This is a genomic window from Jatrophihabitans sp. sgz311053 (assembly GCF_056135305.1).
On record NZ_JBWAXP010000001.1, the window covers coordinates 1,296,004 to 1,316,526 of the forward strand.

General features: G+C 72.2%; 21 protein-coding genes. 8 read left to right on the forward strand and 13 right to left on the reverse strand.

Annotation, left to right across the window (positions count from 1 at the left end; translation table 11 throughout):
- Positions 1 to 5: 5 nt before the first annotated feature.
- Positions 6 to 1,073, reverse strand: coding sequence for a hypothetical protein (locus AC0NZQ_RS05940; protein ID WP_474528731.1), 1,068 nt, complete (start codon positions 1,071 to 1,073; stop codon positions 6 to 8).
- Positions 1,074 to 1,525: 452 nt separating this feature from the next.
- On the opposite strand from AC0NZQ_RS05940, the gene AC0NZQ_RS05945 reads away from it, so the two are divergent.
- Entirely contained in the window at positions 1,526 to 1,981 is a 456-nt protein-coding gene (locus AC0NZQ_RS05945) for a helix-turn-helix transcriptional regulator (protein WP_474528732.1), read from the forward strand.
- Between the two features lie 4 nt (positions 1,982 to 1,985).
- Here the strand turns inward: AC0NZQ_RS05945 and AC0NZQ_RS05950 are convergent, their stop codons facing one another.
- Genes AC0NZQ_RS05950 through deoC form a run of 3 tightly spaced genes read right to left on the reverse strand, consistent with a single transcriptional unit; the run spans position 1,986 to position 5,234 of the window.
- On the reverse strand, positions 1,986 to 2,858 hold the full coding sequence (locus AC0NZQ_RS05950) for an aldehyde dehydrogenase family protein (protein WP_474528733.1): 873 nt from the start codon (positions 2,856 to 2,858) through the stop codon (positions 1,986 to 1,988).
- The gene (locus AC0NZQ_RS05955; RefSeq protein ID WP_474528734.1) at positions 2,851 to 4,284 is read right to left on the reverse strand and encodes an aldehyde dehydrogenase family protein; all 1,434 of its coding nucleotides are present in this window, start codon (positions 4,282 to 4,284) and stop codon (positions 2,851 to 2,853) included. The genes AC0NZQ_RS05950 and AC0NZQ_RS05955 overlap by 8 nt, the downstream gene beginning before the upstream one ends.
- The gene (gene deoC, locus AC0NZQ_RS05960) at positions 4,284 to 5,234 is read right to left on the reverse strand and encodes a deoxyribose-phosphate aldolase (protein ID WP_474528736.1); all 951 of its coding nucleotides are present in this window, start codon (positions 5,232 to 5,234) and stop codon (positions 4,284 to 4,286) included. The genes AC0NZQ_RS05955 and deoC overlap by 1 nt, the downstream gene beginning before the upstream one ends.
- A 71-nt stretch (positions 5,235 to 5,305) precedes the next feature.
- Between deoC and upp the strand changes: the two genes are divergently transcribed.
- Positions 5,306 to 5,929 carry a uracil phosphoribosyltransferase gene (upp, locus tag AC0NZQ_RS05965; RefSeq protein WP_474528738.1) on the forward strand — a complete coding sequence of 208 codons (624 nt, stop codon included), beginning with the start codon at positions 5,306 to 5,308 and terminating at the stop codon, positions 5,927 to 5,929.
- Positions 5,930 to 6,019: 90 nt separating this feature from the next.
- Here upp and AC0NZQ_RS05970 read toward each other — a convergent pair whose 3' ends face one another.
- Together AC0NZQ_RS05970 and AC0NZQ_RS05975 are read right to left on the reverse strand one after the other, a co-directional pair.
- Positions 6,020 to 6,832, reverse strand: a complete 813-nt coding sequence (locus tag AC0NZQ_RS05970; protein ID WP_474528739.1) for an endo alpha-1,4 polygalactosaminidase — start codon at positions 6,830 to 6,832, stop codon at positions 6,020 to 6,022.
- On the reverse strand, positions 6,829 to 7,344 hold the full coding sequence (locus tag AC0NZQ_RS05975; protein WP_474528740.1) for a DUF427 domain-containing protein: 516 nt from the start codon (positions 7,342 to 7,344) through the stop codon (positions 6,829 to 6,831). Before AC0NZQ_RS05975 ends, AC0NZQ_RS05970 begins: the two co-directional genes overlap by 4 nt.
- Before the next feature lie 73 nt (positions 7,345 to 7,417).
- Between AC0NZQ_RS05975 and AC0NZQ_RS05980 the strand changes: the two genes are divergently transcribed.
- A complete protein-coding gene (locus tag AC0NZQ_RS05980; RefSeq protein ID WP_474528741.1) occupies positions 7,418 to 7,969 on the forward strand; it encodes an RNA polymerase sigma factor in 552 nt (183 codons plus the stop codon).
- Complete coding sequence (locus tag AC0NZQ_RS05985) at positions 7,966 to 9,069, forward strand: L,D-transpeptidase (protein ID WP_474528742.1); 1,104 nt, start codon at positions 7,966 to 7,968, stop codon at positions 9,067 to 9,069. The genes AC0NZQ_RS05980 and AC0NZQ_RS05985 overlap by 4 nt, the downstream gene beginning before the upstream one ends.
- Before the next feature lie 13 nt (positions 9,070 to 9,082).
- Here AC0NZQ_RS05985 and AC0NZQ_RS05990 read toward each other — a convergent pair whose 3' ends face one another.
- From AC0NZQ_RS05990 to AC0NZQ_RS06010, 5 genes are all read right to left on the reverse strand, one after another.
- Complete coding sequence (locus AC0NZQ_RS05990; RefSeq protein ID WP_474528743.1) at positions 9,083 to 10,657, reverse strand: phospho-sugar mutase; 1,575 nt, start codon at positions 10,655 to 10,657, stop codon at positions 9,083 to 9,085.
- A gap of 5 nt (positions 10,658 to 10,662) precedes the next feature.
- Complete coding sequence (locus AC0NZQ_RS05995) at positions 10,663 to 11,478, reverse strand: NAD-dependent epimerase/dehydratase family protein (RefSeq protein ID WP_474528744.1); 816 nt, start codon at positions 11,476 to 11,478, stop codon at positions 10,663 to 10,665.
- A gap of 7 nt (positions 11,479 to 11,485) precedes the next feature.
- Positions 11,486 to 12,304, reverse strand: coding sequence for a purine-nucleoside phosphorylase (locus AC0NZQ_RS06000; RefSeq protein ID WP_474528745.1), 819 nt, complete (start codon positions 12,302 to 12,304; stop codon positions 11,486 to 11,488).
- A 90-nt stretch (positions 12,305 to 12,394) separates the two neighbouring features.
- Positions 12,395 to 12,838: a TraR/DksA family transcriptional regulator gene (locus AC0NZQ_RS06005; RefSeq protein ID WP_474528746.1), complete on the reverse strand. Its 444-nt coding sequence runs from the start codon at positions 12,836 to 12,838 to the stop codon at positions 12,395 to 12,397.
- Positions 12,839 to 12,948: 110 nt separating this feature from the next.
- Positions 12,949 to 13,341 carry an ATP-binding protein gene (locus tag AC0NZQ_RS06010; protein ID WP_474528747.1) on the reverse strand — a complete coding sequence of 131 codons (393 nt, stop codon included), beginning with the start codon at positions 13,339 to 13,341 and terminating at the stop codon, positions 12,949 to 12,951.
- Positions 13,342 to 13,412: 71 nt separating this feature from the next.
- On the opposite strand from AC0NZQ_RS06010, the gene AC0NZQ_RS06015 reads away from it, so the two are divergent.
- From AC0NZQ_RS06015 to meaB, 4 genes are all read left to right on the forward strand, one after another.
- Positions 13,413 to 13,745, forward strand: a complete 333-nt coding sequence (locus AC0NZQ_RS06015) for an STAS domain-containing protein (RefSeq protein WP_474528749.1) — start codon at positions 13,413 to 13,415, stop codon at positions 13,743 to 13,745.
- 111 nt (positions 13,746 to 13,856) lie between these two features.
- Positions 13,857 to 15,701, forward strand: a complete 1,845-nt coding sequence (locus AC0NZQ_RS06020) for a methylmalonyl-CoA mutase family protein (protein WP_474528750.1) — start codon at positions 13,857 to 13,859, stop codon at positions 15,699 to 15,701.
- The gene (scpA, locus tag AC0NZQ_RS06025; protein WP_474528751.1) at positions 15,698 to 17,848 is read left to right on the forward strand and encodes a methylmalonyl-CoA mutase; all 2,151 of its coding nucleotides are present in this window, start codon (positions 15,698 to 15,700) and stop codon (positions 17,846 to 17,848) included. The genes AC0NZQ_RS06020 and scpA overlap by 4 nt, the downstream gene beginning before the upstream one ends.
- Positions 17,849 to 17,925: 77 nt before the next feature.
- Positions 17,926 to 18,915 carry a methylmalonyl Co-A mutase-associated GTPase MeaB gene (meaB, locus tag AC0NZQ_RS06030; protein WP_474528752.1) on the forward strand — a complete coding sequence of 330 codons (990 nt, stop codon included), beginning with the start codon at positions 17,926 to 17,928 and terminating at the stop codon, positions 18,913 to 18,915.
- On the opposite strand, the gene AC0NZQ_RS06035 is transcribed toward meaB, so the two are convergent.
- Complete coding sequence (locus AC0NZQ_RS06035) at positions 18,903 to 19,043, reverse strand: hypothetical protein (protein ID WP_474528753.1); 141 nt, start codon at positions 19,041 to 19,043, stop codon at positions 18,903 to 18,905. The two genes, meaB and AC0NZQ_RS06035, sit on opposite strands and share 13 nt — an antisense overlap.
- A 172-nt stretch (positions 19,044 to 19,215) precedes the next feature.
- Positions 19,216 to 20,454, reverse strand: coding sequence for a Na+/H+ antiporter NhaA (nhaA, locus tag AC0NZQ_RS06040; protein ID WP_474528754.1), 1,239 nt, complete (start codon positions 20,452 to 20,454; stop codon positions 19,216 to 19,218).
- Positions 20,455 to 20,523: the final 69 nt, after the last annotated feature.

The following is a 20,523-nucleotide window of genomic DNA, read 5'->3' on the forward strand; positions in this document are numbered from 1 at the left end:
TTCCGTCAGCTGCTCTCGTCGCGCAGGCAGGTGCGGACCTCGGCGACGAGCGTGTTCCAGTCGTCCTTGTCCACGGTGGCCCCGTCCAGGACGTCGGTGTCGGCGCCCAGCCCACAGAACTCGGCGAGCTCGCGCAGGATCTCGGCGCCCACCGAGGACGGCTTGCGCAGGTCGTAGGCCGCGTCCTCGGCGGGTGCGAACTCGTCGTCGTCCGCGACGTCGGCAAGGTCACGCCAGCCGGGCAGCCGGGTGAGACGGTGCTCCGTGGCCTCGCGACAGAAGCGGGCGAGGTCGCTCACCTCGCTGAAGACGACGATGTGCTGATCGCTGCCGAGGAACTCGACGTCGACGTACTCGACGTCCTCCTCGTCGTCGGCGTCGGCCGGGGCGTCGACCACCAGCTCGCCGCGGACGGTGAGCAGCGTGGCGTCGGCGAAGCGCAGCTCGATCGGCTCGGCACCGACCCGCGCCCAGACCGAGTCGTCCTCGTCGAGGTCGTTGGCGCTGAAGTCGCCCTGCCAGTTCAGCCAGTCCTCGACGCGCTTGAGCGCCCGCTCCCACGAGTCGGCGATCGTGTCGCCGAGCTCGTTCCAGCGCTTGCGGCCGTCCCGCCCCTGGTAGGTGTTGTCCTCGTCGACGAGATCGACGAAGGCAGGCGTCCCTTCGACCAACCTGCGGAGCTTGCCGTCGTCGCAGCAGTCGGCGATGCGGCCGACCATGTCGACGATGTTGGCGAGCTGCGACACGTTCATCGGGTCCGGTTCGCCCCCGGCCCACTCGTAGACGGCGTCGAGGTCGTAGCGGTCCTCGCTCGCCGGGCGCAGCTCGTCCGGCGTGGCCTTCAGGATCTGGCCCCACCCCGGGTGATCGGAGAGGTCGTTCTCCTCGCCCGACGCGATGAAGGCGGCAAGATCAGCAGTGTTCGGGTACAGCAGGATCTTCGCGCCGTCACCGAGGAAACCCTGCCACTCATCGCCGTCCTCGTCCTCCCACGGCGGCGCATACAGCGTGATGCCGGTGCGGTCGTTGACCGTGAGGGTGATCGGGATGATGGCGGCGGCCATGGACGTCATGCCCCGCAACTTACCGGGGTTGTCGGTGCCCCGGCCCGCCTCCCCAGCCGACAGCAAGCACGACGGCGGCACCGGTCGAGCTCGGGACGGGGTCCCAATTGCGGTCGATGGTGACTTGACAGCGAAAGCGGGTCACGGACGCCTGCGCGGTCGATGGTGACTTGACAGCGAAAGTGGGTCACGGACGCCTGCGCGGTCGATGGTGATTTGACAGCGAAAGTGAGTCACGGGTGCTGACCCTGAAAGCGGATCAAGTCACCATCGCGCGGAAGAGTCGCCCTGACTCCGAATTGGTGTCAAGTCACCATCGCGCGCGAGAGTCGCCCTGACTCTGAATCGCTGTCAAGTCACCATCGCGCGCGAAGCGGTGTGCCAGTGCCAGTGCCCGGGAGGTTGTCCACAGGCAGGCGTCTGCGCCGGAAGCGAGTGCTTCGACGCGGGACACTGAGGCAATGACAGCCGGGGGGATGATCGACGGGGGCGCGTGGGTGCGGGCGGCGCGGCGGCAGCGACGATTGAGCCAGCGCGAGCTTGCGGCACGGGCCGGCGTCCCGCAGCAGACGATCGCCCGAGCGGAGAACAGCCGGCGGGGGCCGCAGCTGCCGCTCTTCGTCCAGCTCTTGGCGGCGGCGGGCTTCGGGCTGGTTCTCGTCGATCTCCGGGGGCGGCCCTTGATCGTCGACGAGGAGCACGACCGCATCCGGGACGCTGCGGGACGTCACCTGCCCGCTCACTTGAGCTGGCGCGGTAAGCCCAGCTACTTCGACGACTGGTGGGGTTGGCACCGCATCGCCTGGCTGAACAGCGACGTGCCCGAACACATCTGGTATCACCGCCGCCGGCAATACCAGATCATTCCCGACCCGGAGAGCCACGAAGTCGGCTACGTCTGGGACGACGCGACCTGAGTCGTCAGACCCCGACCGGGTGCCAGACGGTCTTGGACTCGGTGAACGCCGCCAGCCGGGTGAGGCCGGGGTCGCCGTCGAAGGACGCGCTTCGTGGGACGAAGACCCGTTTGACGTTGTCAGCGGCGGTGCGCTGCAGGGCGGCGCGGTCCTCCGGCGCGGCGCCGGTGAGGTCGAGGGCGTTGACGTCGCGGTGCGAAGCCAGCCAGGGCGCCAGCTCGGCGGTGAACCCGGTGAGCAGGTTGACCACGCCGCCGGGGAGATCGGAGGTCGCCAGGACCTCGCCCAGCGTCACCGCGGGGAGCGGCCGACGCTCGGCCGCGACGACCACGGCGGTGTTGCCCATGGCGATGACGGGCGCGACGACGGAGACGAGCCCGAGCAGGGAGGAGTCCTGCGGGGCGAGCACGCCCACCACCCCGGTCGGCTCGGGCAGCGTGAACGTGAAGTAGGGGCCGGCGACTGGATTGGTGGAGCCGGCGACCTGGGCGTACTTGTCCGTCCACCCGGCGTAGTGCACCCACCGGTCGATGGCGGTGTCCACCTGCGCCGCGGCGCGCGCGGCCGACAGTCCCTCGCCGGCGGTGAGCTCGGCGACGAACTGCTCCCGGCGACCCTCGAGCACCTCGGCGACCCGATACAGCACCTGTCCCCGGTTGTAGGCGGTGGCGCCGGACCAGGCTCCGAAGGCGCCGCGGGCAGCGACGACTGCGTCGCGGACGTCCTTGCGGGAGGCATGCGCGGCATGGGCGAGCAGCGCGCCCTCGCCGTCCGTCACCGGGTAGGACCGGCCGGACTCCGAGCGGGGGAACTTGCCGCCCACGTAGAGCTTGTAGGTCTTGCGGACGTCCAGCCGTCCACTCGATCGCTCAGACATCGAGGTACGCCTCCAGCCCGTGCCGGCCGCCCTCGCGACCAAAGCCGGACTCCTTGTAACCACCGAACGGAGCGGTGGGGTCGAAACGGTTGAAGGTGTTGGCCCACACCACGCCGGCGCGGAGCTTGGCGGCCATGGCGAGGATGCGCGAGCCCTTCTCCGTCCAGACACCGGCCGAGAGGCCGTAGGGCGTGTTGTTGGCCTTCGCGATCGCCTCATCCGGGGTGCGGAAGGTCAGCACCGAGAGCACCGGACCGAAGATCTCGTCCTGCGCGATGCGATGCGCCTGGGTCACGTCGGTGAAGACGGTGGGCGGGAACCAGAAACCGCGATCGGGCAGGTCGCACGGCGGGGACCAGCGCGTCGCCCCTTCCGCCTCGCCGGCGTCGGTCAATGCGCGGATCCGCGCCAATTGCTCGCCGGAGTTGATGGCCCCGACGTCGGTGTTCTTGTCCAGCGGGTGTCCGACGCGCAGCGTGCCGAGACGCCGCTTCAACGCGTCGACCAGCTCGTCGGCGACGGACTCCTGGACCAGCAGCCGCGACCCCGCGCAGCAGACCTGACCCTGATTGAAGAAGATGCCGTTGACGATGCCCTCGACGGCCTGGTCCAGCGGGGCGTCGTCGAAGACGATGTTGGCCGCCTTGCCGCCCAGTTCGAGGGTGACCTTCTTGCCGGTCCCGGCGACCGACCGCTGGATGATCTTGCCGACCTCGGTGGAGCCGGTGAAGGCGATCTTGTCGACATCGTCGTGCTCGACGATGGCCTGGCCGATGGCAGGACCACCGGCGAGGATGTTCACCACGCCCGGCGGCAGGTCGGCCTCGGCGATGATCTCGGCCAGGACCAGGGCAGTGAGCGGCGTCGTCTCGGCGGGCTTGAGGACCACGGTGTTGCCGGTCGCCAGCGCCGGCGCGATCTTCCAGGCCGCCATGAGCAGCGGGAAGTTCCACGGGATGACCTGGCCGGCCACGCCGAGCGGACGCGGCGCGGGGCCGAAGCCGGCGTAGCCGAGCTTGTCCGCCCAGCCGGCGTAGTAGAAGAAGTGCGCGGCTGCGGTGGGGATGTCGACGTCACGCGACTCCCGGATGGGCTTGCCGTTGTCCAGCGACTCCAGGACCGCGAGTTCGCGGCCCCGCTCCTGGATCGCGCGGGCGATGCGGAAGAGGTACTTGCCCCGCTCCGCCCCGGACATCGCCGACCACGGCCCGTCGAAGGCCCGCCGCGCGGCCCGCACGGCGTCCTGCACGTCGGACGGGCCGGCTTCGGCGACCTCGGCCAGCGGCTGCTCGTCGGCGGGGTCGATCGTCTTGATCGCCTCGCCCGCGCCGTCGCGGAACTGCCCGTCGACGAAGATCTGGTAGCTCGGCTTGAGCCGCGCGATGTCACGCGACTCGGGGGCGGGCGCGTACTCGAACTTGGCCATCAGTCAACACTCACGTAGTCGGGTCCGTCGTAGCTGCCGGTCGTCAGCTTGTGCCGCTGCTGCAGCAGATCGTTGAGCAGGCTGGAGGCGCCGAAGCGGAACAGGTCCGGGTCGAGCCAGTCGTCGCCGGCCACCTCGTTGACCATGACCAGGAAGCGCACCGCCTCCTTGGTGGTGCGGATGCCGCCGGCGAGCTTCACGCCGCGGCGCTCGCCGGTCGCGGCGGCGAAGTCACGGACCGCCTCCAGCATCACCAGCGCCACCGGCGCGGTCGCCGCGGGCGAGACCTTGCCGGTGGAGGTCTTGATGAAGTCGCCCCCGGCCAGCAGGGCCAGCCACGACGCCCGACGGGCGTTGTCCAGGGTGGTCAGCTCGCCGGTCTCGAGGATGACCTTCAGGTGCGCGTCGCCGCACTCGGCCTTGACCGCGACGATCTCCTCGTAGACCTGCAGGTAGCGCCCGGCGAGGAAAGCGCCCCGGTCGATCACCATGTCGATCTCGGTCGCGCCGGCGGCGACGGCCTCGCGGACGTCCACGAGCTTGGTCGCCAGCGAGGCCCGGCCGGAGGGGAAGGCGGTGGCCACCGCGGCGATCTGCACCGCCGATCCGCGCAGCGCCTCGACGGCGGTGGCGACCAGATCCGGGTAGACGCAGACGGCGGCGACCGCCGGGGTCGCCGGGTCGGCCGGATCGGGGCGCCGGGCCTTGGCGCAGAGCGAGCGGACCTTGCCGGGCGTGTCGGCGCCCTCCAGCGTGGTGAGGTCCACCATCGAGATCGCGGTGTCGATGGCCCACGCCTTGGCCGTGGTCTTGATGCTGCGCGTGGCGAGCGAGGTAGCACGCCCTTCGGCGCCGACCTGGTCCACGCCGGGCAGACCGTGCAGGAAGCGGCGCAGCGTCGCGTCGTCGCGAGCCGCGCCGGCCAGGTCGGGGGCAGCCAGGGTCGTCATTTCGGCCAGTCTAGGCCGCGAGCCCGGACGCACCCAGACCCGACGCCGAAGCCAGGTCATAGGGTCGGGGCATGCAGACCAGCGTCGTCGAACACCCCATCGTCCAGGCGCGGCTGACCGTGATGCGCGACAAGACCAGCAGCAACGCCGAGTTCCGCGCGGCCCTTCGTGAGCTGGCCACCCTGCTCGTCTACGAGGCGGCCCGCGACCTCGAGCCCGCCGGCATCCCGATCGAGACACCGGTCTCGGCGACGACGGGGACGGCCATCGCCAACCCGCCGCTGCTGGTGCCGGTGCTGCGTGCCGGCCTCGGGATGGCCGAGGCCGCCTTCAACCTGCTGCCGGAGTCGCAGATGGGCTTCGTCGGCCTGGCTCGCGACGAGCGGACCCACGAGCCGACGCCGTACATGGCCTCGCTGCCGGAGTCGCTGGCCGGACGGCCGGTGTTCGTCCTGGACCCGATGCTCGCGACCGGTGGTTCGCTGCTGCACTGCCTGCACCTGCTCGCCGAGCGCGGTGCCACCGAGCTCACCGTGGTCTGCGCCCTCGTCGCCCCGGAGGGGCACGCAGCGCTCGAGGCGTCGGGGCTACCGATCCGGCTCTTCACCGCCAGCATCGACGAGCGCCTGAACGAGAACGCCTACATCGTCCCTGGCCTCGGTGACGCCGGCGACCGGCAGTTCGGACCGCGCTAGCGGATCCGAACCGTCGGCTCGGTGGGCCGCGTTAGCGGGTCCGGACCGTCGACTCGGTGGGCCACGTCAGCGGGTCCGGACGCTCGCACGTCAGCAGTACCGGAAGACGTATCCCCGGTGCCCACGCGGGACGACGTCCCGGTCACGGAGCAGGATGGACATCCGCCCGTGCCGCTGCGCGCAGGCTCGGCTGTAGGCCGAGCGCGGGGTGTCGCTGTACTCGATCTCGATCACACGCGACCCGTAGTACCTGGTGTAGCCGCCGCACTCCCGGTAGACCTCGCACTCCTCGGCCACGGCGAAGTCGAAGCCGAGGCGCCGGGCCTGCCGCGAGACCTCGACGGTGTTCTTCTGCGCGATGGCCAGGCCGCGGGCGTGCGCTCGCTTCACGAGGGCGCCTGCGAAGGCGAGATTGTCGGCACGGGTGATCGCGCCCCGCACGCCGCGCCGCGTCCAGGAGTCGAGGTTGTCCGGCTCGACGGCGTCGAAGCCGCGCTTGGCGCAGCCGTCGAACCAGCCGCCGACGATGCGCAGCAGGGCCTTCCGCTTCGCCGCGGTCGAGGTGTCGAGGATGTGCTCGCCGGGCCAGTTGGGGTCCTGCACCAGCCGGCCGCCGACCCGCAGCAGCAGCGAGGCGTGCTTCGCCGTCCAGAACCTGTTCTCGTCCGGCTGGGTCTGGAAGGCGTTGACGTAGCAGATGTTGTAGCGGCCTCCGACCGGCCGGGAGCTGCGGTCGCGGTCGACGATGCGGACCTGCGTCACCGGCGGGTACGAGCCGCCGAGCTGGTAGTCGGCCACCCCCGCCTTCGGCGGCAGTCGCACCGCGGGACGGGCGTCGGCCACGGACCCCGACGCGCAGCCGGCCAGCACGACGGCGGCCAGCACCGCGCCGAGCCGCCTCACCAGCCCCACGTGCCCGGCCCGCCCTTGAACGGACCCACGACATCGTCGGTGATCCAGCCGCCGTAGAAGCCGCCCTCCTGCGGCCGGACGGCCTCGCCGTCCACGGAGCAGGCGAAGGCCGACGGGTAGAAGGTCAGCGCCCCGGCGATCGCGGCGAAGCGGGGGACCGGCCGCTCGTAGGACCAGGCCTGCGCCTCGATCACCCGGTCGGGCAGGACGACGTCCCAGTAGGTGGCCTCGCCCTTCCACTCGCACATCGAGCCGCCGCGCGTCGAGGGGCGCAGCAGTGCGGCGTCGACATCGGCACGCGGCAGGTACCAGGTCGGCGGGTGGCTGGTCTCCAGGACGCGATGCGCCCGCCGTGAGTCCGCGACGACGACATCGCCGGCCCGGACGATCACGTGCCGCTCGGACGGGACGCAGGCCGGCGGCCGGGGGTAGTCCCAGACCGACTCCCGGCCGGGGCCGGGCTCGACGCGAGGTCCGGACGGGGGACGAGATGCAGGACTCACCTGATCATGGTGCCCGGCAAGGCAACCCCGCGGCGGCGCCGGACGTCCTTCCCTTGTGACAACCTTGGTCCCCGTGACCGCCGACGAGCACCGGGTGCGCGAGACGCCCCCTGCTCCGGCGGCCCCCGGCGTCGACCTCAACGCCCTCTACCAGGCGCACTGGCGCTATCTCGTGCGGTTGGCGACCCTCATGGTCGATGACGTCGCCAGCGCCGAGGATGTCGTCCAGGACGCCTTCGTCGCCTTCCACAAGCGCTCCGGGGCGCTCCGGGATCCCGATGCGGCGCTGGGTTACCTCCGGACCTCGGTCGTGAACCTGTCGCGTTCGGTGCTGCGCCGCCGGCAGACCGTCCGCAAGCACCTCAAGGTCGCCGAGCCTGAGGCGACGGCGGGGGCCGACGACGACGTCCTGCTGCGCGACGAGCACCGGGCCGCCCTCCAGGCCGTCCGCGCACTGCCGCGGCACCAGCGCGAGGTGCTGATCCTGCGGTACTGGTCGGGGCTCTCCGAGCGGGAGATTGCCGAGACCCTCGGGATCTCCAACGGCGCCGTGAAGTCGGCGGCCAGCCGCGGCATGGCGTCACTGCAGAAGACCCTGCGCAGCACGCTGGGGGAGGGGTCATGACCGACGACGACCTGGCACGGCTGCTCGCCGAGGCCTTCGATGCGCGGGCTCGCGGGGCCCTCGACGACCACGCTGCCCCGCCGCTGCCCCGCTTCGCCGACCCGTCGCGGGCCACGTCAGCCTCCCGTCTCGAGCTCTCCCCGTCCTCTGCGAGATCGCCGCGGACGCGGTGGTGGGCGCCGCTGGCCGCCGCCGCTGCCGTCCTCGCGGTGGCCGCAGGTGTCACCGCGGTCGTGGTGAGCGACGACGGCTCGCAGCAGGTCGCGGCCGGACCGAGCGGGGACCGTACGAGCGGTGGTCCGATCGCCGCCGCGAACGCGGTGCGCATCACCACCCTCAACGCCGACGGCGACACCTACGGCGTCGGCATGCCCGTCATCGCCTACTTCTCGAAGCGGATCACCGATGCCCGCGCCTTCCAGGCCGCGACGAAGGCGACGGCGAACGGCAAGCCGCTGGCGGTGGCCTGGTACTTCCAGCGTTCCAAGGCCGGCCGCGGTCCCATCGAGGGACACCTGCGACCGCAGCAGTACTGGCCGGCGCACAGCCAGATCCACGTGCAGTTCCCGGCGGCGGGGACCCCGCTCGGCGACGGGCTGCGCAGCGACGGCAAGCTCGCCTCGCTGGACTTCCGCATCGGCGCCCGCACCATCCTCACCGTCGACGACCAGCGTCACCGGCTCAGCGTCACCAGCGACGGTCGCAGCATCGACACCTTCAAGGTGTCGCTGGGGTCGGAATCGACCCCGACGACGCGCGGCATCAAGGTGATCATGGAGAAGGGGCGGGCCGTCCCGATGCGGGGGCCCGGCTACTACGAGCCGGCGGTGCGGTTCACGCAGCGACTCACCTACAGCGGCGAGTACCTGCACGCTGCGCCGTGGAACGTCAAGAACATCGATCGGGGCGTCGACTCGTCCAACGGCTGCACCAACATGCTGCCCGGCGACGCGGGGAAGCTCTACCGGCAGACCCGCGTCGGCGACGTCGTCCAGTACCCCAACGCCGACGGCCCCACCCTGCAGGTGGGGCAGGGCTACGGCGACTGGAACGTCAGCTGGACGCAGTGGCGCACCGGCGGGCTCGTCCCCACCGGCTGACGCCGTTCGCCGCTCACCCGACCAGCGCCGCCACCTCGTCGCGCAGCCGGGCCAGGGTGGCGGCGGCCGTGGCGGCCGAGCCCGACGGCTCGACCACCTCCAGATAGGCCTTGAGCTTCGGTTCGGTGCCCGACGGCCGGACGACGACCCGGCCGCCGTCGACGCGCCAGCGCAACCCGTCGGTGGCCGGCAGCAGCTCCTCGACGGTGACCGCACGGCCGAGGAGCGTCGTCGGTGGCTCGGCGCGCAGCCGCGACATGGTGTCGGCGATGACGGACAGCTGCGCCACACGCACCGAGACCTGGTCGGTGACGTAGCGACCGTGCTCGGCGGCCAGCTCGTCCAGCCGGGCGCGCAGCGACGAGCCGGCCCGCTTCAGCTCCGCGGCGAGGACGGCCAGGCGCAGTGCGGCGCTGATGCCGTCCTTGTCCCGCACGAGATCCGGGGCGACGGCGTAGCCGAGTGCCTCCTCGTACCCGTAGACGAGGTCCGGCGCGGCCCGCGAGATCCACTTGAACCCGGTGAGCGTCTCGGCGTAGCCGGCGCCGTGCGCCGCAGCCAGCACGCCGAGCAGCGAGGAGGAGACGATGGTGGTGGCGTAGGTGCCCCGGACGCCGGCGCGCAGCATGGCGTCGGCGAGCAGCACCCCCACCTCGTCGCCGCGCAGCATCTGCCAGCCATCGGGCCCCGGCACCGCAGCCGCGCAGCGGTCGGCGTCCGGATCGTTGGCCAGCACGAGATCGGCGTCGCGCTCGCGCGCGAGCTCCAGGGCGAGGTCCAGGGCGCCGGGCTCCTCCGGGTTCGGGAAGGCGACGGTGGGGAAGTCGGGGTCGGGGTCGCGTTGCTGGGGCACCGGCTCGACCTCGAAACCGGCGCGGCTGAAGACGGCCTGCAGTGTCTCGGTGCCGACCCCGTGCATGGCGGTGTGGACGATGGACAGATCCCGGCGGCTGTCCCCGGCCAGCCCCGCCACGGCGGCGACATAGGCGTCCACCACCTCGTCGTCGAGCACGTCGTGGTCGTCGGCGAGCGCGATCTGGCGCGTCGGTCCCACGGCCCGGATCGCCGCCTCGATCTCCCGGTCCGCCGGCGGGACGATCTGCGCACCGTCGCCGGCGTACACCTTGTAGCCGTTGTCCTGCGGCGGGTTGTGCGACGCGGTGACCATGATTCCCGCGGCGGCGCCGAGGTGCTGTACCGCGAAGGCGAGGACGGGCGTGGGCAGCACCCGCGGCAGCACCGACGCGGCGAACCCGGCGGCGGCGAGGATGCGTGCCGAGTCGTGGGCGAAGTCCGCCGAGCCGTGGCGCGCGTCGTAACCCACCACCACCGGCCTGCCGGCGTCCCCCCGCTCGACGAGCCAGGCCGCGAGGCCGGCGGCAGCCCGGCGCACCACCGCCCGGTTCATGCCGTTCGGACCGGCGCGCAGCGGCCCCCGCAGACCCGCGGTGCCGAAGGTCAGCGGGCCGGCGAAGCGGTCGGCCAGCTCGGTCTCGTCACCCGCGTCGAGCAGTCTCTGCAGCTCAGCCGCGGCGGCCGGGTCGACCTCGTCGTCGATCCACGCCCGCACCTCGTCGCGCAGCGTCATGTCCCTCAGTCCCTCTCGGTGCGGTCGATGTCGCTGTCGATAGCGATATCACCATCGACGGCGGTCTCGGCGTCCTCGGTGAAGCGGCCGCCGACAAGCCGGTCGGAGTCGCGCGGCGCGTCGGTGACCAGGTCGGCGTACTGCTCGGCGTCGTCGTGCGGCTCGTAGCCCAGGCGCCGGCCGGGGCCGAGGTCCCAGCTGCGGCGGGTGTTGGCCGAGACGCCCCAGACCAGCTCGTAGCCGAGGTCGGGACTGCGCAGGCAGGCGTCGACGAGGCGGACGCAGTCGTCCGGCGAGAGCCAGGTCGCCAGCGACCGGACGTCGGTGGGGCGCGAGGCGAAGGTGCCGATCCGCAGGCAGGCCACGGCGGTGCCGTACCGGTCGTGGTGATACCGCCCGAGGGCCTCGCCGAAGACCTTGGTCAGCCCGTAGAGGGTGTCCGGCCGTGGCGCGACGTCGGCCGGCAGCTCCGGGGCGTTCGGGGTGAAGCCGGTGGCGTGATTGGACGACGCGAAGACGACCCGCGGCACGCCGTGCCGGCGGACGGCCTCGAAGAGCGTCATCAGCCCGTCGACGTTCGCCTCGCGCAGTCGCGGCCACGGCGCTTCGGTGGGGATGCCGGCCAGGTGCACGACGGCGGCGCAGCCGGCGACGGCGCGGTCGACGGCGGCGGCGTCGGTGAGCTCGCCGGTGACGTCGCCGGGCCCGGCGTCCGGGACCCCGACGCGGTCCAGCGTGCGGAGCTGCCAGCCGAGCGCGGGCAGGCCGGCGCGCAGCACCGAGCCGATGCTGCCGGCGGCGCCGGTGAGCAGGACGGTCACGGGTCGGCTAGAGCCGGGGGATGACCCGGCTCAGCAGCTCGCCCATCCGGGTGGCCGACGCCTTGCCGACGGCGAGGACCTCCTCGTGATCCAACGCGTCACCCAGGCCGGCGGCGAGGTTGGTGACCAGCGAGATGCCGAGGATCTCGCACCCCTCGGCGTGGGCGGCGACCGCTTCGAGCACCGTCGACATGCCGACGAGGTCGGCGCCGAGCACGCCGGCCATCCGCACCTCGGCCGGCGTCTCGTACTGCGGGCCGGGGAACTGGGCGTAGACGCCTTCGGCGATCTCGGGCGCGATCTCGTGCACCAGGTCGCGCAGCCGGGCGGCGTAGACGTCGGAGAGGTCCACGAAGCGCGGCCCGACGAGCGGGGTGCGGCCGGTGAGGTTGAGGTGGTCGCGCAGCAGCACCGGATCGCCCACGGACAGTCCCGGCGCGAGGCCGCCACAGGCGTTAGTGAGCACCACGACCCGGCAGCCGGCGGCAGCGGCCGTCCGGACGCCGTGGACGACCGGTGCGACGCCGCGACCCTCGTAGAGGTGCGTCCGTCCGAGGAAGGCGAGGACGCGCACGCCCTGCACGTCGATGGAGCGCACCCGGCCGGCGTGACCCTCGACAGCGGGCGGCAGGAAGCCGGGCAGCTCGGTGACAGGGAAGTCCGCGCTCGGGGTGCCCAGGACCTCGACGGCCGGCACCCACCCCGAGCCCAGGACGATGGCGACGTCGTGGCGGGCCACGCCGGTGCGCTCGGCCAGGGCGGCGGCTGCGGCAGCTGCTGCGCTCGCCGGGTCGGCGGTCTCGGCGTCGATCGGTGTTCCGGTCACGCCCGCCGACCCTACTCGCGCCGCGGGGGGCGGCAGCGTGGGTCGGCGGGCGTGACCGGGCCCCGGCCTTGTCATCGCCGGGGCCCTCCCTCAATCCTCCGCGTGGCCGTTCCCGGCGGCCCTGACCGCGACTGCGCCGGCACCCCTACCGGCGGCGTCGGGGGCGGCGTGCGTGCTCGTCGTGACTTGTCGTTGGCACGTCATGCACATCGCCACCTGCGGAAGGATCTCGAGTCGTTCGCGGCCGATGGCCGCATCACAGCGGGTGCACCGGCCGTAGCGGCCGGTGGCCATCCGCTCGAGCGCGGCGCGGACGTCCCGGAGCGCGGCCCGCGCGCCCGCGGCCAGTGAGGCCGCCACCTCGTCGTCCGCGCTGCCGAACCGGCCGGGTGTACCTGGCCGGGTCAGTGCCGCGAGCTGCTCCCGGCGGAACTCCTGCTGCTGGTGGAGCATGACGCGGAGCTGGGCGTACTCGCGGGGCGTCAGCGAGGACGGCCGCGATGCCGCCTGCGCCGGGTCTGTCCGTGTGCCCATGACTCCACCCTGCGCGACGGTGGTGGCAGTCCACGGTGAGCCAGCTGTGAACCGGCTCTGTCCACGAGCTCTGTCCGCGGGCGTCCCGCCGGGGCGGTCAGTCGGAACGGTCAGTCCGGGAGGGCCAGCTCGGCCCAGACGATCTTGCGGCCGGGGGCGCTGAGGGTGACGCCCCACGAGGTGCAGAGCGCGCTGACCAGAGCCAGCCCACGACCGTTCGTGTCGTGGATACCGGCGTCGCGCGGCTGCGGCCAGCCGGTGCCCTCGTCCTCGACTCGCAGCACCAGCCGCCGCCGCTCGTGGGAGACGGCGACGCGCACGGTCGGGCTCGCGGCCCGGACGGCGTTGGTGACCAGTTCGCTGATCACGAGCTCGATGTCGTCGCGCAGGGTGTCGGGCAGCGCCGCGGGCAGCAGGCCGGCGATCACCGCGTTGACGTAGACGCGAGCGGCGGTGGGAGTGTGTTCGTCGGCGACGAACTCCCGTTCGAGCGGCGCTGCCACGTCGTCTCGTCCTCCACCCACGCCTGCCGTCGTTGCGACGCCTCCATCGGTGACTGTGCCACAGTAGGACCGTGAGTTCACTGTCCCTCAGTGCCCGCCGTGAGCACGGCGACGACGGTGGCGCCGTCACGTTGAGCCTGGACGGTGACCTCGACCTGGCCACCGTGCCCACGCTGCGCGACTCGGCACTCTCCGAGCTCGCCGAGCCGTCGTGCCGGACGCTGGTCCTGGATCTGGCGGGCCTGACCTTCGTTGACTCCACCGGAATCGGCTGCTGGATCGACCTGCGCAACCACGCCGAGGAACTCGGCAAGGGCCTGCGCCTCGAGGCCGTCCCCGCGGCGGCTCGGCGCACCGTCACCATCGCCGGGCTCGCCCCGGTCTTCGGCATCGACGAGGCCTGAGGCTCTCGGGTGGAGCAGACCTACTGACGCGTAACCCCCGGCGAACGGCGGGTTGCGACATCGCCCACGTCGACATCGCCCCGGGCGGGTCCGGCCCCTAGAGTCCAGAGAATGCCCGACGAGCCGGCCGCACCGTCAACTCTCGCCCTCGCCGCCGACTTCCCGACGCCCGACCGGGACGCCTGGCGCGCTCTGGTCTCCGCCGTCCTCGCCAAGTCCGGCGCGGCCGAGGCGAGCGACCCCGAGGCGGCACTGGCGTACCGCAGCTACGACGGCATCACGATCGCCCCGCTGTACACCGCCGACGACGCGCCACCGCTGGTGGGTGCGCCCGGCCGGCCGCCGTTCGTCCGGGGCCCGGTCGCCCTCACCGACACCGGCGACGATCCCGACGGCGGCACCGCCGCACCCGGCTGGGACGTCCGCACCCGGCACGCCGACCCCGACGCCGCCCGGACCAACGCCGCCGTCCTCAACGACCTCGAGACCGGCGCCACCTCGCTGTGGCTCGTCGTCGGCGACCGCGGCCTGGCGGTCGCCGACCTCCCGGCCGCCCTGAAGGACGTCTACCTGGAGCTGGCGCCGATCGTCCTGGACGCCGGTGCCGACACCGTCGCCGCCGCCGACGCGCTGCTGGCCCTCGCCGACGAGCGGGGGGTGGAACGTGCTCGGCTCGCCGGCTCGCTGGGTGACGATCCGATCGGCGCGCTGGCGCGAGACGGTGCCGAGCCCGACCTCGCCTCCCTCGCCGATCTCGCCGGCCGGGCGGCCGGCACCGGCCTGCGCGTCGCCACGGTCGATGCCGGCGTCTACCACCGCGCCGGGGCCAGCGACGCGCAGGAGCTCGGCATCGCCACCGCCGTCGGGGTCGCCTACCTGCGGGCGTTGGTCGACGGCGGGTTCGCCGTGGACGACGCCCTCGCCCTCATCGACTTCCGCTTCGCGGTGACGGCCGAGCAGTTCCCGTCCATCGCCAAGCTGCGGGCGGCCCGGCGGCTCTGGGACCGCGTCGCCGAGCTCAGCGGTGCCGCCGAGACGCGGCGCGGGCAGTACCAGCACGCGGTGACCGCCGAGGCGGTCCTCACCCAGCGCGACCCGTGGGTCAACCTGCTGCGCGGCACCATCGGCTGCTTCGCCGCGGCCGTCGGCGGTGCCGACGCGATCACGGTGCTGCCCTTCGACCACGCCATCGGGCTGCCGGACGACTTCAGCCGCCGCATCGCCCGCAACACCTCGGCCGTGCTGCACGACGAGTCCTCGCTGGCCCGGGTCGCCGATCCGGCCGGCGGCTCCTGGTTCGTCGAGTCGCTCACCGACCAGCTCGCCGAGGCGGCGTGGTCGGTCTTCACCGGCATCGAGCGGGGCGGCGGCGCGCTCGCGCAGCTGCGCGACGGCTCGCTCGAGGCGATGGTCGCCGAGGTCCGGGGCCGTCGCGCCGACGACATCGCCCACCGCCGTGCCCCCATCACCGGTGTCAGCGAGTTCGCCTTCATCGATGAGGCGCCCGTGACGCGCACCGCCTGGCCGTCGTCGGTCGGGGGCGGGCTGCTGCCGCAGCTGCGCTACGCCGAGGCCTTCGAGCAGCTGCGCGATCTGGCCGACGGGCAGCCGGAGCGTCCCGTCGTCTTCCTCGCCACGCTCGGACCGCCGGCGGTCCACAGCGCGCGCGCCGGCTTCGCCGCCAACCTCTTCCAGGCCGGCGGATTCTCCTGCGTGACCGGCCCGGTCGAGGACTTTGCGCAGTCCGGCGCAAAGATCGCCTGTCTCTGCTCGTCGGACAAGGTCTACGCCGAGGAGGCCGCACCCGCCGCCGCAGCGCTGCGCGAGGCGGGGGCCAGCCGGATCTGGCTGGCCGGCAAGGGCGACCACGACGGGGTCGACGCGACCATCTTCGCCGGCTGCGACGCGGTCGCCGTGTTGCGAGAGGCCTTCGACGAGCTGGGAGTGAGCGCATGAGCATCCCCGATTTCGGCGACGCGACGCTGGGTGACATCCCGGCCTCGACGCCGGAGGTCACCGCATCGGCCTGGCAGACCCCCGAGGGCATCGACGTCGCCCCGCTCTACACGGCGGCCGATCTCGGTGAGCTGGACACGCTGCGCACCTACCCCGGCATCAAGCCGTTCCTGCGTGGTCCGTACCCGACGATGTACGTCAACCAGCCCTGGACGATCCGGCAGTACGCCGGCTTCTCGACGGCGGCGGAGTCCAACGCCTTCTACCGCCGCAACCTCGCGATGGGGCAGAAGGGGCTCTCCATCGCCTTCGACCTGCCGACGCATCGCGGTTACGACAGCGACAACCCTCGCGTCACCGGTGACGTGGGCATGGCCGGCGTCGCCATCGACTCGATCTACGACATGCGGCAGCTCTTCGACGGCATCCCGCTGGACCGGATGAGCGTCTCGATGACCATGAACGGCGCGGTGCTGCCGGTGCTGGCGCTCTACGTCGTCGCGGCCGAGGAGCAGGGGGTCAAGCCGGAGCAGCTCACGGGGACGATCCAGAACGACATCCTCAAGGAGTTCATGGTCCGCAACACCTACATCTACCCGCCGCAGCCGTCGATGCGGATCATCAGCGACATCTTCGAGTTCACGTCGCAGCACATGCCGAAGTTCAACTCGATCTCGATCTCCGGCTACCACATCCAGGAGGCCGGCGCGACGGCTGACCTGGAGCTCGCGTACACCCTCGCCGACGGCGTCGAGTACATCCGTGCCGGCCTGGAGGCCGGTCTGGACATCGACAAGTTCGCGCCGCGACTGAGCTTCTTCTGGGCCATCGGCATGAACTTCTTCATGGAGGTCGCGAAGCTGCGGGCGGGGCGCTTGCTCTGGGCCAAGCTCGTCAGCCAGTTCGACCCGAAGAGCGACAAGTCGCTGTCGCTGCGCACCCACTCGCAGACCTCGGGCTGGTCGCTCACCGCGCAGGACGTCTTCAACAACGTCACCCGCACCTGCATCGAAGCCATGGCGGCGACGCAGGGTCACACGCAGTCGTTGCACACCAACGCCCTCGACGAGGCGCTGGCGCTGCCGACCGACTTCAGCGCCCGCATCGCGCGCAACACCCAGCTGCTGCTGCAGCAGGAATCGGGGACGACGCGCGTCATCGACCCGTGGGGTGGGTCGGCCTACGTCGAGAAGCTGACCTACGACCTCGCCCGGCGGGCCTGGGCGCACATCACCGAGGTCGAGGAGGCTGGCGGCATGGCCAAGGCCATCGACCAGGGTCTGCCGAAGCTGCGCATCGAGGAGGCGGCGGCGCGCACTCAGGCGCGGATCGACTCCGGACGCCAGCCGCTCATCGGCGTCAACAAGTACCGGCTCGCGCAGGAGGACGACCTCGACGTCCTCAAGGTCGACAACGCCGGGGTGCGCCGGGAGCAGACCGAGAAGCTGCAGCGGCTGCGGGCCGAGCGCAACGCCGACGAGGTCGAGGCCACGCTCACCGCGCTCACCCACGCCGCCGAGCGGGGCGGCAACCTGCTGGCCCTGGCCATCGACGCCGCCCGCGCCAAGGCCACGGTCGGTGAGATCAGCGACGCGCTGGAGAAGGTCTACGGTCGGCACCAGGCGACGATCCGGACGATCTCCGGCGTCTATCGCGAGGAGGCCGGGGCCGAGGTGGAGCTGATCGAGCAGGCGCGTGCCGCCACCGACGAGTTCGCCGACGAGCAGGGTCGCCGGCCCCGCATCCTCATGGCCAAGATGGGACAGGACGGCCATGACCGCGGCCAGAAGGTCCTCGCCACCGCCTTCGCCGACCTCGGCTTCGACGTGGACGTGGGCCCGCTGTTCCAAACGCCGGCCGAGGTCGCGCGGCAGGCCGTCGAGGCGGACGTCCACGTGGTGGGCGTCAACTCGCTGGCCGCCGGTCACCTGACGCTGGTGCCGGAGCTGCGGGACGCGCTCGCCGAGCAGGGCCGTGACGACATCATGATCGTCGTCGGCGGGGTGATCCCGCCCGGTGACTTCGACGCGCTGCGCGAGGCCGGCGCCGCCGCGATCTATCCACCCGGCACGGTCATCGCGGAGGCCTCGTTGGAGCTGCTCGGCAAGCTGCGCGATGCCCTGGCCGACTCCGCCCCCGCCGGTTGAGTGGGCCGATATCGCGCGAGTGGGCCGATAGATCGGCCCACTGAGCTGACCATGGCCCACTCAACAGGACGAACGCGATGGTGAAGGTCTCCGTGCCCGAGCTGGCCGAGGGCGTCCGGGCGGGGCGACGGGCGGCGATTGCGCGGGCGATCACGCTCGTCGAGTCGCGCCGTGCCGATCACGGTGAGCTCGCCCAGCAGCTGCTCGCCGAGCTGCTGCCGGAGACCGGCGGCGCCGATCGCATCGGCATCAGCGGTGTCCCCGGCGTCGGCAAGTCCACCTTCATCGACCAGCTCGGCGTCAACCTCATCGCCGAGGGCCACCGGGTGGCCGTGCTGGCCGTCGACCCCTCGTCCGGCCGAACCGGCGGTTCCATCCTCGGCGACAAGACCCGGATGGCCCGGCTCAGCGCGGACGACAACGCCTTCGTCCGCCCCTCGCCCTCGGCGGGGACGCTGGGCGGCGTGGCGAAGGCGACCCGCGAGACGATGCTCGTGATGGAGGCGGCCGGTTACGACGTCGTCCTCGTCGAGACCGTCGGCGTGGGGCAGAGCGAGTACGTCGTCGCCGACATGGTGGACACCTTCCTTTTTCTCACTCTTGCGCGAACGGGTGACCAGCTGCAGGGCATGAAGCGCGGCATCCTGGAACTCGCCGACGTCATCGCCGTCAACAAGGCCGACGAGCAGCACGAGACGGAGTCCGAGCGAGCCGGCCGGGAGCTGTCGGCCGCGCTGCGCTTCCTGCGCGGTCCGGACGACGACTGGCAGACGCCGGTCGTCACCTGCAGCGGGCTGCACAACCTCCACCTGGACCGGGTCTGGAAGCACGTCCGGCGTCACCGGGAGTGGCTCGACGAGCGGGGCGGCTTCGACCGCAAGCGCAGCGAACAGCTCGTCGCCTGGACCCGCGACCTCGTCCGGGACCGTCTGCTCGCCCGGCTGCAGGCCGCGGGTGTGCGCGAGGCCGTCCAGCAGGCCGAAGCGGCCGTCCGGGACGAGCAGCTCACCCCGGATCAGGCGGCGGAGCGCATTCTCGCCGCCCTCGACCGCGATCAGTCGGGCTGACCCTCGCGCCGGCGGGCGGCGCTGAACTGGACGAAGGTGAGGGCGACGGCGGCCCCGGTGACGACACCGGCCAGTCGGGCCAGGATGCGGCGCCGGGTGTTGTCCAGCTCGAATCCGGTGAACTGCACTCCGATCTCCTTCCGAGACGGAAAGGGCACCGCCCCGGGATCGCCGGGCGCGGTACCTGATCATGACTGTACGGACGTCGGTCGGGACGAAACGGACAGTCATGGCGCCGTGTACCCGTTCTCACAGTCGACCCGGACACAGCGCGCCCGCAGGATTAACGGCGGGTGACGATCAGCTTTCGCGCTCGCACATCCGGCGGTACACCCGGTTACGCACCCGCAGGATCCCCGCCGCCGAGGCCACGGCCAGCAGCGATCCGACGAGGACGCCGACGGTGACGTGCTCCCCGGCGGCGCTGCCCGCGCCGTAGGCCAGCTCACCGATCAGCAGCGAGACGGTGAAGCCGATCCCCGCCAGGGCGGCCATGCCGATCACGTCCACCCACGCGAGCTCGTCGTCCAGCTCGGCGCGGGTGAAGCGCGCCAGCAGCCACGTTGAGGCCGAGATGCCGACGGTCTTGCCGATCACCAGCCCGGCGATCACCCCGAGGGCGACGGGGTCGCTCAGCGCGTCGCCCAACCCGGACCAGCCGCCGACCGCGACCCCGGCGGCGAAGAAGGCGAAGACCGGCACCGCCAGGCCGGCCGAGAGCGGCCGCAGCCGGTGCTCGAGGTGACGGGCCAGGCCGGGTCGCTCCGGGTCGCGATCGCGCCGCACCACCGGCACGGTGAACGCCAGCAGCACCCCCGCGACCGTTGCGTGCACCCCCGACTCGTGGACCAGTACCCACGCGACGACGGCCAGCGGCAGCAACAACCACGGACTGCGCACCCGCCGCTGCACCAGCACACCGAAGAGCGCGATCGGGACCAGCGCCGCCACGAACCAGAGCAGGTGCAGTTCCCGCGTGTAGAAGATGGCGATGATCGTGATCGCCAGCAGATCGTCCACGATGGCGAGCGTCAGCAGGAAGGTCCGCAGGCCGGACGGCAGGTGCGTGCCCAGCACGGCTAGCACGGCGACGGCGAAGGCGATGTCCGTGGCGGTAGGGATCGCCCAGCCGGTGAGGTCGCCGTCGGCGAGCAGGTTCACCACGACGAAGATCAACGCCGGGGTCGCCATGCCGCCGACCGCGGCCGCGACCGGGAGCGCCGCCCGCCGGGGATCGCGCAGGTCGCCGGCGACGAACTCCTGCTTCAGCTCGAGCCCCGCGACGAAGAAGAAGATCGCCAGCAGGCCGTCGGCGGCCCAGGTGCCGAGGCTCAGGTCCAGGTGCAGCGCGGACGGTCCCACCCGGAGATCGCGCAGTCGCTCGTAGGAGTCGGCGAGCGGGCTGTTGGCCCAGACCAGGGCGACGAGGGCCGCGGCCAGCAGCAGCACGCCACCGGTGGTCTCGCCGCGCAGGACGTCGGCGATCCGGCGTGACTCGTCGGTCGAGCCTCGGGCGAAGAGGCGCAGCGGCTGCGGCACGGTGGCGTCCTTCGAGGGTCGGGAAGTGTCACTGCCGACCAGACTTCCCGGCGCACCACCACCCACCCT